Annotated in this window: 14 protein-coding genes; 11 read left to right on the forward strand and 3 right to left on the reverse strand. The window is 58.5% G+C overall.

Annotated features, from left to right (window positions below; translation table 11 throughout):
* Positions 1-37 precede the first annotated feature (37 nt).
* Complete coding sequence (locus tag GA830_RS04285) at positions 38-418, reverse strand: hypothetical protein (protein WP_195163872.1); 381 nt, start codon at positions 416-418, stop codon at positions 38-40.
* A 130-nt stretch (positions 419-548) separates the two neighbouring features.
* Here GA830_RS04285 and GA830_RS04290 point away from each other — a divergent pair, with 130 nt between their 5' ends.
* From GA830_RS04290 to msrA, 8 genes are all read left to right on the forward strand, one after another.
* A complete protein-coding gene (locus tag GA830_RS04290; protein WP_195163873.1) occupies positions 549-899 on the forward strand; it encodes a hypothetical protein in 351 nt (116 codons plus the stop codon).
* Between the two features lie 213 nt (positions 900-1,112).
* Positions 1,113-1,511 (forward strand): succinate dehydrogenase, cytochrome b556 subunit, encoded by a 399-nt coding sequence (gene sdhC, locus GA830_RS04295; protein WP_195163874.1) that lies wholly within the window; start codon positions 1,113-1,115, stop codon positions 1,509-1,511.
* Positions 1,512-1,519: 8 nt separating this feature from the next.
* Positions 1,520-1,903 carry a succinate dehydrogenase, hydrophobic membrane anchor protein gene (gene sdhD, locus GA830_RS04300; protein ID WP_195163875.1) on the forward strand — a complete coding sequence of 128 codons (384 nt, stop codon included), beginning with the start codon at positions 1,520-1,522 and terminating at the stop codon, positions 1,901-1,903.
* Positions 1,904-1,906: 3 nt separating this feature from the next.
* Positions 1,907-3,745 carry a succinate dehydrogenase flavoprotein subunit gene (sdhA, locus tag GA830_RS04305; protein WP_195163876.1) on the forward strand — a complete coding sequence of 613 codons (1,839 nt, stop codon included), beginning with the start codon at positions 1,907-1,909 and terminating at the stop codon, positions 3,743-3,745.
* A gap of 4 nt (positions 3,746-3,749) precedes the next feature.
* Positions 3,750-3,935 carry a hypothetical protein gene (locus GA830_RS04310; RefSeq protein ID WP_195163877.1) on the forward strand — a complete coding sequence of 62 codons (186 nt, stop codon included), beginning with the start codon at positions 3,750-3,752 and terminating at the stop codon, positions 3,933-3,935.
* Positions 3,932-4,723, forward strand: coding sequence for a class I SAM-dependent methyltransferase (locus GA830_RS04315; RefSeq protein ID WP_195163878.1), 792 nt, complete (start codon positions 3,932-3,934; stop codon positions 4,721-4,723). Before GA830_RS04310 ends, GA830_RS04315 begins: the two co-directional genes overlap by 4 nt.
* Before the next feature lie 19 nt (positions 4,724-4,742).
* Positions 4,743-5,522, forward strand: coding sequence for a succinate dehydrogenase iron-sulfur subunit (locus GA830_RS04320; RefSeq protein ID WP_195163879.1), 780 nt, complete (start codon positions 4,743-4,745; stop codon positions 5,520-5,522).
* A 92-nt stretch (positions 5,523-5,614) separates the two neighbouring features.
* Positions 5,615-6,259: a peptide-methionine (S)-S-oxide reductase MsrA gene (gene msrA / locus GA830_RS04325; protein WP_195163880.1), complete on the forward strand. Its 645-nt coding sequence runs from the start codon at positions 5,615-5,617 to the stop codon at positions 6,257-6,259.
* A 54-nt stretch (positions 6,260-6,313) separates the two neighbouring features.
* On the opposite strand, the gene GA830_RS04330 is transcribed toward msrA, so the two are convergent.
* Together GA830_RS04330 and GA830_RS04335 are read right to left on the reverse strand one after the other, a co-directional pair.
* On the reverse strand, positions 6,314-6,739 hold the full coding sequence (locus GA830_RS04330) for an OsmC family protein (RefSeq protein ID WP_195163881.1): 426 nt from the start codon (positions 6,737-6,739) through the stop codon (positions 6,314-6,316).
* 126 nt (positions 6,740-6,865) lie between these two features.
* Positions 6,866-8,107 carry a ubiquinone biosynthesis hydroxylase gene (locus GA830_RS04335; RefSeq protein WP_195163882.1) on the reverse strand — a complete coding sequence of 414 codons (1,242 nt, stop codon included), beginning with the start codon at positions 8,105-8,107 and terminating at the stop codon, positions 6,866-6,868.
* An 87-nt stretch (positions 8,108-8,194) separates the two neighbouring features.
* On the opposite strand from GA830_RS04335, the gene tesB reads away from it, so the two are divergent.
* The 3 genes from tesB (at position 8,195) to GA830_RS04350 (ending at position 11,046) form a co-directional block, all read left to right on the forward strand.
* Positions 8,195-9,070 carry an acyl-CoA thioesterase II gene (gene tesB / locus GA830_RS04340; protein ID WP_195163883.1) on the forward strand — a complete coding sequence of 292 codons (876 nt, stop codon included), beginning with the start codon at positions 8,195-8,197 and terminating at the stop codon, positions 9,068-9,070.
* Between the two features lie 219 nt (positions 9,071-9,289).
* Positions 9,290-9,628 (forward strand): P-II family nitrogen regulator, encoded by a 339-nt coding sequence (locus GA830_RS04345; protein ID WP_195163884.1) that lies wholly within the window; start codon positions 9,290-9,292, stop codon positions 9,626-9,628.
* 29 nt (positions 9,629-9,657) lie between these two features.
* Positions 9,658-11,046: an ammonium transporter gene (locus GA830_RS04350; protein WP_195163885.1), complete on the forward strand. Its 1,389-nt coding sequence runs from the start codon at positions 9,658-9,660 to the stop codon at positions 11,044-11,046.
* Positions 11,047-11,133: the final 87 nt, after the last annotated feature.

An 11,133-nucleotide genomic window follows, 5' to 3' on the forward strand; every position in this document is an offset into this window, starting at 1 on the left:
CACCGCACACGAGGAGGGGCCGCGTGCTCCTCCTCGATTAACGTAACGGGCAGCGTCCCGAAGGCTCCGGCACAACGCCTTCGTCGAGTCCGTACATGTAGCCGCGTCCCTTGAGCAACACCGGCGGTCGGTAACAATTATCGACAGAGAAGCCGGCGCGAACCGAGCGGATGACCGTTTGGGAATACGCACCCGTCGGCTCACCGCCGCTCGTATAGGCCCGGAGTTCCTTCGCCAGCCGACCCTCGCCGACGATGATGCGCTTGTAGCCAGCAGCGCTTTGGACAACCAGATTTCCGAACGAATCGGCATAAACATGATCAAGGTGGCCACCACCGGCCTGTGCTGCGCCGATGTGCGGTGCAGCGCTGCAAATCGCTGCGGCAGCGACCTTCATCCATAAATTCTTTAAACGCATTACCCACTCCTCAGAGGCGATCACTGCCTTGGTATCCTACAGTTAACCCTTTCTTAACCTTTGTTAAGAGCAGAAATCGGGGCAGATCGCCCAATTGACATGGATGGTTAATAGGCGACATGGGTGAGTGATGAGCACGATCAAGCCAGTTCACGATCTCCGTCACGGCCCATTGGGTTTGTTTGGCATCGCGTTATTAGCTATTTCCGTTGCCGGTTGCGTTGCTGCCGACAGCGGCAATGGCGGCAAGACACGCGAGCGGGTCGCTGCCTACAATTGCGGCGAAGACGGAAGGCTGACAGTCGAGCGCCGTGGCGCGTCGGTAATCCTCACGCAACCCGAGGGCGCACCGGTAGAACTTCCTGCATCGCCACCGGGGCAGACCGCGCGGTTTGGCGAAGCGCCCTACGCGCTGGTGCTTGAGGAACGAGAAGCACTGTTGATGAAGAACGGCAGCGCGCCCTTGACCTGCACGCGGTAAGTTTACGCACGCGAACAGACAGCTTTCCGGCTACCCGACGCTCTTATAGTAAAATCGATTGAACCTTGGCTGATACCAAAATAAGCGCGGCCGAGATGGTTTAGCGCTTTGACGCAGTGCGAAAAGACCATTAGAACGCCCCCTGTCCAAGGTCGCAAACGGATGCGGCGATGCCGCATCCTGAGCGCGCCTGGGCGCCCAACTGGGGGAGCCATGAGCAAGACCACAGCCACCCGCGCACGACCGCTTTCGCCGCATCTGACAGTCTATCGCTGGCCGATCACCATGACGATGTCGATTCTGCACCGGATCACCGGCAGTGCTCTGTATGTCGGGACGTTTCTAGTCATTTGGTGGTTATTTGCAGCCGCAACCTCGCCAGGCCAGTTTGAATTTGTCCACGGGCTCATGGGTTCCTGGTTCGGGCGCTTGGTGCTGGTTGGCTACACGTGGGCGATGATGCACCATCTTTTGGGCGGTATCCGCCATTTGATCTGGGACACTGGTCATGGCCTGAGCAAAGAATCCGCCTCTCGTCTGGGCTGGGCAACGCTGGCCGGTTCTATACTTCTCACGCTGGCCATCTGGGCTGGCTATCTGATGATGGGCTGAGGCGCACGATGAGCGACATGCGAACACCGCTGAACCGCGTCCGGGGCCTTGGTTCCGCCCGTGAGGGCACCGGCCATTTCTGGCGCATTCGCCTTTCCGCCATAGCGCTTGTGCCGCTCACCATTTTAGTTGTCGGCTGGATTGTCAGCCTGGGTGGCGCAGGTTTTGACGGGGTGAGGGCATCTCTGGCGCAGCCATTGGTTGCCGTTATGGTGGCGCTTTTCGTTTTGATTTCTCTCGACCATATGCGCTTGGGCATGCAGGTCATCATCGAGGACTATGTCCATCATGAGGGCACCAAACTCTTCTGGCTGGTGCTCAACCTCTTCTTCACGGTCGCTCTCGGTGCGGTCGCATTGTTCGCCATCCTCAAAATTGCATTCGGGGGCTAACCGTTGGCCAATCCATCCAGCGCTACAAACGGCCAATCGGCCTATACCTATATTGACCACCAGTTCGACGTCGTTGTCGTCGGTGCAGGCGGTGCCGGCCTGCGCGCCACGCTCGGTTTGGCCGAACAGGGGCTGAAAACGGCCTGCATTACCAAAGTTTTTCCAACCCGCTCTCACACCGTGGCGGCACAGGGCGGCATTGCCGCTTCGCTGCGTAACATGGGCCCCGACCACTGGCAGTGGCACCTGTACGATACGGTGAAGGGTTCTGACTGGCTCGGTGATGTTGACGCTATGGAATATCTGGCGCGTGAAGCGCCGGCCGCCGTCTATGAGCTTGAACATTACGGCGTGCCGTTCTCACGCACCGAGGATGGAAAAATCTATCAGCGCCCGTTTGGCGGTCATATGCAGAATTTTGGCGACGGCCCACCGGTACAGCGGACGTGTGCCGCTGCCGATCGCACCGGACATGCCATTTTGCACACGCTTTACGGCCAGTCGCTCAAGCACAAGGCGCAGTTCTTCATCGAATATTTCGCGCTGGATCTCATCATGTCGGATGATGGTGTGTGCACCGGCGTTGTCGCCTGGAACCTTGATGACGGCACAATTCACCGCTTCTCGGCCAAGATGGTGGTGCTGGCGACGGGTGGCTATGGCCGCGCCTATTTCTCGGCGACTTCTGCCCATACCTGTACCGGCGACGGCAATGGAATGATCGCACGGGCTGGTCTGCCCCTCCAGGATATGGAGTTCGTCCAGTTCCACCCCACCGGAATATACGGCGCCGGCTGCTTGATCACCGAAGGTGCGCGCGGCGAGGGTGGTTATCTGGTCAATTCCGAAGGCGAGCGCTTTATGGAACGCTATGCGCCGTCCGCTAAGGATCTTGCCTCGCGTGATGTCGTTTCACGCTGCATGACCATGGAGATCCGTGAGGGTCGTGGCGTCGGGAAGAACAAGGATCACATTTTCCTCCATCTCGACCATCTCGATCCCGCGGTGCTCCACGAGCGGCTGCCCGGAATCTCCGAATCAGCGAAAATCTTTGCTGGCGTCGATGTGACCCGTGAACCGATCCCGGTATTGCCAACCGTCCACTACAATATGGGCGGCATCCCCACAAACTATTGGGGCGAGGTGTTGAATCCAACAGCCGACCAGCCTGACCGGGTTACGCCCGGCCTGATGGCCGTTGGCGAAGCGGGTTGCGCATCCGTCCATGGGGCCAACCGGCTAGGCTCCAACTCGCTTATCGATCTTGTCGTATTCGGCCGGGCCGCTGCCATCCGCGCCGGTAAGGTCGTGGACCGGGAGGCACCGATCCCGGCCATCAATGAAGCCGCCTGCAGTCGCATTATGGAACGCTTCGACAGCATCCGCCACGCTGACGGAACCACGCCAACGGCTGTATTGCGCGAAAAAATGCAAAAGGCGATGCAGGAAGACGCCGCTGTGTTCCGCACCCAGGAGACTCTTGAACAGGGCTGCCGGCGTATTTCGCAGATATGGACGGAGCTTGCTGACATCAAAGTGTTCGACCGGTCGATGATCTGGAACTCCGATCTCGTCGAGACACTCGAACTTTACAACCTCATGGCAAACGCCATCACCACCGTCTATGGCGCTGAAGCCCGCAAAGAGAGCCGCGGCGCCCATGCCCGCGAGGACTTTTCGGCTCGCGATGACACCAATTGGCGCAAGCACACGCTGTCCTGGGTCAGCGATGCCGGCAAGGTGACGCTAGATTACCGCCCCGTCCACACCGAACCGCAACTGTCTGAAGCTGATGGCGGCATTGATCTGGCCCGTATCGCTCCGAAGGCGCGGGTATACTAGCGCCATGTCGCTCCATCCGTCAGGATATTCAGGAACGCCGCTGCCGGCCAAGCTCGGATATGGGAACGGCATGGCCGTTCCTTTCATCGCGCTACCGGAGGCGATGTTCGGACTGGCGGATGTGAGGGTGGCGGCAATCGACGAAAACTGGTCGGGGCTTGAATGGGTTATCCGGAAGGACCGTAGATGACCGGTTCCGGGTTGCAAAGCGATCTTGATGTTCCAGCCGATATCGGGCCGTTTCATGACGTTTCCTGCGGCGCCATCGCAGCGGAAAGTGCGGGGCCTTTAGAAACCGCTTTCTACGGACATCGCGGCCGCATTGTCCACAAATGGCACCACTACCTGCCCCTTTATGACCGGTACTTTGCTGCGTTTCGCGGCGCGTCAGGATCGGGCGCGCTCCACCCAACAGCGAAACTGACGCGGCCCGTCCGTATGCTGGAGATCGGGGTGTCCAAGGGCGGCTCAATGGAGCTGTGGCGCGAATATTTTGGCCCTGACGCGATCCTGTATGGGATCGATATCGATCCCGCCTGTGCTGCCTTTGATGGCGAGGCAGGCAACAAGGTGCGCATCGGATCGCAGGACGATCCCGCGTTCCTCAAGCGCGTGGTCGCCGAGATGGGCGGGATAGATATCGTGCTTGATGATGGCAGTCATGTTGCGAAGCATCAGAAAGAGAGCTTCGACACGCTGTTTCCGCTGCTGGAAACCGGCGGCCTTTACGTCGTGGAGGATCTGCATACCGCATACTGGCGCGAATTCGGCGGCGGCTATGATAGCAAGGAGAGTTTCATCGCCACCGTCAAACAGCTCATCGACGACCTTCACCACTGGTATCATTGCGGCGGTGAGCGCATCGGCGTCGCAGCCGGGCTGGTCGGCGGGGTGCACATTCACGATTCCATCGCGTTTATCGAAAAATCTCGTGTAGCGACGCCGGCGCATAGCCAGCGCGGCATCGCGCGCGGCTGAACTACCCGCAGGAGCCACCATGGTCGAACTCACGCTTCCAAAAAATTCCAAGGTCCAGCCAGGCAAGACATGGCCCAAGCCTGAGGGTTCGGGCAATCTGCGCGAGTATAAAATCTACCGCTGGTCGCCCGATGACGAAGAAAATCCGCGCGTGGACACGTATTTCGTCGACATGGATGAGTGCGGACCCATGGTTCTCGACGCGCTGTTATGGATCAAGAACAAGATCGACCCGACACTGACCCTTCGCCGCTCTTGCCGCGAAGGTATTTGCGGTTCATGCGCGATGAATATCGATGGCTCCAATACACTTGCCTGCACCAAGGGCATGGACGACATTTCTGGCGCTGTAAAAGTTTATCCTTTGCCCCATATGCCCGTGGTGAAGGATTTGGTCCCAGATCTCAGCGTCCCTTATGCCCAACTCACCTCCATTGAACCCTACCTCAAGACCGAATCGCCCGAGCCTGCTAAGGAATGGCTGCAGAGCCATGAAGATCGCCAGAAGCTGGACGGCCTCTACGAGTGCATTTTGTGCTTCTGCTGCCAGACATCCTGCCCGAGCTACTGGTGGAATGGCGAGCGCTACCTCGGCCCTGCAGTGCTTCTTCAAGCCTATCGCTGGCTGATCGATTCACGCGATGAGGCAACGGGCGAACGGCTCGACAATCTGGAAGATCCGTTCCGGCTCTATCGCTGCCACACCATCATGAATTGCACGCAGAGCTGTCCCAAGGGCCTGAACCCGGCCAAGGCGATAGCGGAAATTAAGAAAATGATGGTCGAACGACGCGTTTGACCCGACCTCTCGCTGATATCACGCGCAAGTGTTGGTGGATTGATTTGTAACTGTGTCCGGCTCCTGTACCTGTTGGTGCAGGAGAACCAACCATGCTTCGTAAAACCGCACTCACCCTCGCTTTGGCGCTTGCCGCCTTGCCCACAATAATCCCGACCGCTGCCTTCGCGGAATCCGCCATTTTTGCAGGCGGTTGTTTCTGGTGTGTAGAGGCAGATTTTGACAAAGTCCCCGGTGTCACCGCCACTACATCCGGGTACGCTGGTGGCAGCACCAAAAACCCAACCTACGAGAACTATGCCTCAGGCGGCCACCTTGAGGTGGTCAAAATCGATTTTGACCCTGCCAAGGTGAGTTACGCGGCGCTCGTCGATGCATTCTTTCGGAGCGTTGATCCAACCGATGCGGGCGGACAGTTCTGTGATCGCGGTAAAAGTTATTCCACGGCGATTTACGCTCTCAACCCTGAACAGACAAAGGTTGCTGGAAAAGGCAAGGCGGCGGCCAATACCGCGCTTGGCGGGAAAGTCGTAACCCCGGTCTTGGCCAAGGCTCCCTTCTGGCCCGCGGAAGATTATCATCAAAACTACTACAAGAGCTCTGAACGCACGCTAACCCGCTTCGGCTATGTCAGCCGCGCCGAAGCCTACAAAGGCTACCGGCAGGGTTGCGGCCGCGACCAGACGGTGAAGCAGGTTTGGGGAAAGGCCGCCTACGAGGGAATCCCGGGCCACTGACCGAAGTAGCCAGTTAAGAAAGAGGCCGGAAATCCCCGGCCTCTTTCTTGAATCTTAGACCAGTTTAGCGTCGAGCGACACGTCGATTGCGCCGAGTGCCTTGGAGACCGGACATTCAGCCTTGGCTTTTTCGGCCAGTTCCTTGAACTTTTCTTTATCTATGCCGGGCACTGTACCGACAACTTTTAGCGCGCTTCCGGTAATGCCGGTACCTGGGACCAGCGTGACGGTCGCCGTGGCATCAACCTTGGTAGGTGGCGTGCCGTTCTCCGCCAGGTAATGTGAAAGCTGCATTGCAAAGCAGCCCGCATGCGCCGCAGCGATTAATTCCTCGGGGTTTGTTCCCGATTTGCCGCTTTCGTCTTCAAATCGGCCCTTGAACCCATAGGGTAGGCTGGCAAGTGCGCCGCTCTGGCTATCCAGCGTTCCATTTCCCTCTTTGAGGTTGCCTTTCCAGACGGCGTTGGCGTGACGATCCATACTATTCTCCTATCCATTTGAGTGCCTCGCGGCGCAAGGACCATACTCCCCGCAACAAAAAAACCACGGCACAATCGTTCCGGGGTCACGCGGTGTTCCGATCATTTTAACGTGAGAGTGATCAGTTCAGATCGGCTCGCCCTGCAACAACTTTGGCGTAGCGCCGGTAAGCCCCGAAGCCTGACGAATAAAGAATTCTTTCAAGCGCGGCATCCGGTCGACAAGGCCTAGCCCCACGTCGCGCAACGCACGCAGCGGACCAAAATCATTGGAGAACATCCGGTTCAGCACATCGGTGGTTACGCCCATCTGCACAGTATCGAACCGACGCCATCGCTCATAGCGCTGCAACACGTCGAGTGCGCCAATATCCTGCCCAAGACGATCCGCCTCGACAAGCGTTTCCGCAAGTGCTGCCGCATCTTTGAAGCCAAGGTTCAGGCCTTGGCCAGCGATCGGATGGATGCCGTGGGCCGCATCTCCCACCAGCGCAAGCCTTGGGGCGACAAAAGCGCGAGCCAGTTTAAGCGATAGCGGCCAGGCACGGGGCTTCCCCTCAACGCTAATCTCACCGAGTTTGAGCCCAAACCGCTGTTCGAGCTCCACTTCGAAAACCAGCTCATCACCAGTCACCAGTCGATTGGCGTCTGCGGTGCGTTCTGTCCACACTATTGAAGATCGGTTTCCCGTCAGCGGCAGAATAGCAAAGGGTCCTGCAGGCAGAAAATGCTCTTCCGCACGGCCATGATGAGGCCGCTCATGCTTGACCGTGCAGACGATGCCGGATTGGCCGTAATCAATATCAACCGTCTTAATGCCCGCCATGGCACGAAGCTTTGAGTTGACCCCGTCCGCCGCGACAAGGAGGCGCGCATCGAGGGTTACGCCGTCAGCCAGATGAACGGCAATGCTTGCGGGACCTGTCTCAAACCCGCTTACCGCGATCCCCTCCATGATATCGATGCCAAGCTTTCCCGCGCGCCGCCGCAGTGCACCGTTCAGGACACTGTTGGCAACCATGTAGGCGAAAGGCTCACCCGGTGCCACCTCACCATCAAACGTCAAAAAGACGGGACGCACGGGATCGGATGCGCGCGAGTCCGTGACGATCATTTCAGTGATCGCTTCAGCTTCTGGCGACATGTCATCCCAGCAACCGAGTTGGTCGAGCATGCGGCAAGCCGCCGCCGCGATAGCGGAGGCACGGGTGTCACGCTCCCACATGCCTGCGGGCGCCGCATCGATGACCGCGATCTTAAGGCTGGGACGCGCCGTTGCCAGGGAAACGGCGGTCGCCATACCCACATAACCGGCGCCGGCAATCAGCACATCAAATCGCGTTTCCGCAAATGGGTTGTGAACGTTCATTGTACTTCCATAACCTCGTCCGCCTTGACTTCCAGCGGCTTCCTGTTGGACACCGCTTTACTTCCATTGCCGAAAGACGCCCCAATTATGTCGCCTGCCATGCAAGAGCTCCTGAGCATTCTCGACCTAGAGAAGCTGGAACACAATCTGTATCGTGGTCGCAGCCCGAGCAATGACTGGCAGCGTGTGTTCGGTGGCCAGACAATCGCCCAAGCGCTCGTTGCAGCCCAGAGAACCGTCGATCCGGACCGTCATGTCCACTCTCTGCATGGCTATTTCATGCGCCCCGGCGACACCAAGCTACCAATTATCTACGAGGTCGACCGGATACGCGACGGCGGCTCCTTCACCACGCGCCGCGTGATCGCTATCCAGCACGGCCAGGCAATCTTTTCGCTTGAAGCCTCCTTTCAGGATGATGAGATCGGGCTTGAGCACCAGATTCCCATGCCGCCAGATGTCCCGGCACCCGATTCCCTGCTGTCTCAGCGTGAATTGATGAACACCTTCGGCGAGAACGTTCCCGAGGGTATTCGCCGTTACTGGGAGCGCGACCGTCCAATTGAGATGAAGCCGGTTATTCTGGAACACTACACCAGCCGCGAAAAACTCGAGCCCAAACAGCACATGTGGATCAGAACGACCGGTCCGGTGCCCAAACGCCGCGACCTTCAGGCGGCGGTACTCGCCTACCTGTCGGATCTGACCCTGCTTGACACGTCAACCTTTGCGCATGGGCGGGCAATCTTTGACCCGGATATCCAAGCCGCCAGTCTGGACCACGCCATGTGGTTCCACCGCCCTCACCCGCTCGACGACTGGCTGCTTTACACCCAGGACAGCCCCTCCACCCAAGGTTCGCGCGGCTTTACCCGTGGCTCGCTGTTCGCCAGGGATGGTACCTTGATGGCATCGGTTGCCCAAGAAGGACTCATCCGACTGCGCACCAAGACTACAAAATAGGCATTTTTTACTTATTGCTTGTTTTTTAGGCTCTTTTGGCAACGGCGAACTTGTGTTTGACAGTCGCTGACAGCATTTTTCCCTGATTTTCCAAAGCTTTACCGATGCTCCACCCAAACTGGCACGGAGCTTGAATAGCCTTGCTTACTTGTTGGCCCGCATATCAGGCCGGCGAAGCCACGCAACGCGGGGGAACCGCATGGTAAAGGGTGAAACCTTATGAAAATCGTGATGGCAATTATCAAGCCGTTCAAGCTCGACGAGGTTCGCGAGGCGCTGACCGCCCTGGGCGTTCAGGGGCTGACCGTCACCGAAGTCAAAGGCTACGGGCGTCAGAAGGGACATACGGAAATTTATCGCGGCGCCGAATATGCCGTCAGCTTCCTGCCGAAGATAAAAGTCGAAGTCGCAGTGGCATCCGACACCGTGGACAAAGCCGTAGAGGCGATCGCTGCCGCTGCCAAAACCGGCCAGATCGGCGACGGCAAGATCTTTGTTTTCGGTATCGAACAGGCAGTGCGCATCCGCACCGGCGAAACAGACACCGACGCGCTTTGAGCCCCCATCAGATTTTTATGGAGATACCAATGAAAATGATTACTTCTCTGGCGCCGTTGGCGCGCAAGGTCCTGATTGGCACCGCCATAGTCGTGGCCCTCGGAACAGTCGCCGCGTTTGCGCAGGAAGCAGCGCCTGCTGCTGCGGACGCAGCCGCTGCAGCACCATCGGCAGCACCCGTTCCTGACAAGGGTGACACTACATGGATGCTGGTTTCGACCATCCTTGTCATCCTGATGACCATTCCGGGCCTGGCCCTTTTCTACGGCGGCCTGGTTCGCGCCAAAAACATGCTTTCCATCTTGATGCAGGTTCTGGCCGGCTTCTCCATGATCTCGCTTCTCTGGGTGTTTTATGGCTACACTGTCGCGTTTGGTGGCGACGGAACAGGCGCCTTCATCGGCGGCTTCGACAAACTGTTCCTGGCTGGCGTCACCCCCGATTCCACATCGGCAACATTCAGCGAAGGCGTTGTCATCCCTGAGCTGGCATTCGTCATCTTCCAGCTGACATTCGCCGCCATCACCCCGGCGCTGATTGTCGGCGCTGTTGCAGAGCGGATGCGCTTCGGTTCCGTCATGCTCTTCCTCGCCATCTGGTTCACCTTCTCCTACTTGCCCATCGCTCATATGGTCTGGGCTGGCGGTGGCTATCTCTTTGAACTCGGCGCGCTGGACTTCGCCGGCGGTACGGTCGTTCACATCAACGCCGGTGTGGCCGGTCTGGTCGCAGCAATCGTGGTCGGCCCACGCGTTGGCTTCATGAAGGAAAACATGGCGCCCCATAACCTGACCTTCACCATGATCGGCGCTTGTCTCCTGTGGGTCGGCTGGTTCGGCTTCAATGCCGGTTCCAACCTTGAGGCCAACGGCTTGACTGCACAAGCGATGCTAAACACCATTACCGCAACAGCCGCTGCTGCCCTTGCCTGGTCGGCAGGTGAACGTATTATCCGCGGCCACGCCAGCCTTCTGGGCGCAGCGTCGGGTGCGGTCGCCGGCCTGGTGGCGATTACGCCCGCTGCCGGCCTCGCCGGAACGGTCGGTGCCATCGCGCTTGGAGCGGTCGCTGCCCTCGTCTGCCTGTGGGCAGTCGTCTCGCTGAAGCCGATGCTGAAATATGACGACTCGCTCGATGTCTTCGGCGTTCACGGTATTGGCGGTATCGTCGGTGCTCTTGGCACCGCGGTTGTCGCAGCTCCTGCACTTGGCGGATTTGGTCCTGGTGCAGAAGCCTACTCTGTCAGCGGCCAGTTCGTGACCCAGCTTATCGCGGTTGTGATTGCGGTGGTCTGGTCAGCGGTGGTGTCCATCGTCGCGCTCTACATCGTCAAGGCGCTGATGGGTCTCAGGCTGCCTGAGGCTGCCGAGCGCGAGGGCCTGGACATCTCTTCGCACGGCGAACGCGCTTACAACTAAATGGCGATCCCGTCCGAGCGGCTCGCCGCTTGAATGTTTGACCCGGCTTCGGCCGGGTTCTTTTTTCTGGCAGGCACAGACAGTAGC

The organism is Mesorhizobium sp. NBSH29 (assembly GCF_015500055.1).
Lineage (GTDB): Bacteria > Pseudomonadota > Alphaproteobacteria > Rhizobiales > Rhizobiaceae > Neomesorhizobium.

Bases quoted from the DNA above. Each gene is read 5' to 3' on its own strand.
- GA830_RS04285 (WP_195163872.1), bottom strand. From the start codon at position 418: ATGCGTTTAAAGAATTTATGGATGAAGGTCGCTGCCGCAGCGATTTGC.
- GA830_RS04290 (WP_195163873.1), top strand. From the start codon at position 549: ATGAGCACGATCAAGCCAGTTCACGATCTCCGTCACGGCCCATTGGGT.
- sdhC (WP_195163874.1), top strand. From the start codon at position 1,113: ATGAGCAAGACCACAGCCACCCGCGCACGACCGCTTTCGCCGCATCTG.
- sdhD (WP_195163875.1), top strand. From the start codon at position 1,520: ATGAGCGACATGCGAACACCGCTGAACCGCGTCCGGGGCCTTGGTTCC.
- GA830_RS04310 (WP_195163877.1), top strand. From the start codon at position 3,750: ATGTCGCTCCATCCGTCAGGATATTCAGGAACGCCGCTGCCGGCCAAG.
- GA830_RS04315 (WP_195163878.1), top strand. From the start codon at position 3,932: ATGACCGGTTCCGGGTTGCAAAGCGATCTTGATGTTCCAGCCGATATC.
- GA830_RS04320 (WP_195163879.1), top strand. From the start codon at position 4,743: ATGGTCGAACTCACGCTTCCAAAAAATTCCAAGGTCCAGCCAGGCAAG.
- msrA (WP_195163880.1), top strand. From the start codon at position 5,615: ATGCTTCGTAAAACCGCACTCACCCTCGCTTTGGCGCTTGCCGCCTTG.
- GA830_RS04330 (WP_195163881.1), bottom strand. From the start codon at position 6,739: ATGGATCGTCACGCCAACGCCGTCTGGAAAGGCAACCTCAAAGAGGGA.
- GA830_RS04335 (WP_195163882.1), bottom strand. From the start codon at position 8,107: ATGAACGTTCACAACCCATTTGCGGAAACGCGATTTGATGTGCTGATT.
- tesB (WP_195163883.1), top strand. From the start codon at position 8,195: ATGTCGCCTGCCATGCAAGAGCTCCTGAGCATTCTCGACCTAGAGAAG.
- GA830_RS04345 (WP_195163884.1), top strand. From the start codon at position 9,290: ATGAAAATCGTGATGGCAATTATCAAGCCGTTCAAGCTCGACGAGGTT.
- GA830_RS04350 (WP_195163885.1), top strand. From the start codon at position 9,658: ATGAAAATGATTACTTCTCTGGCGCCGTTGGCGCGCAAGGTCCTGATT.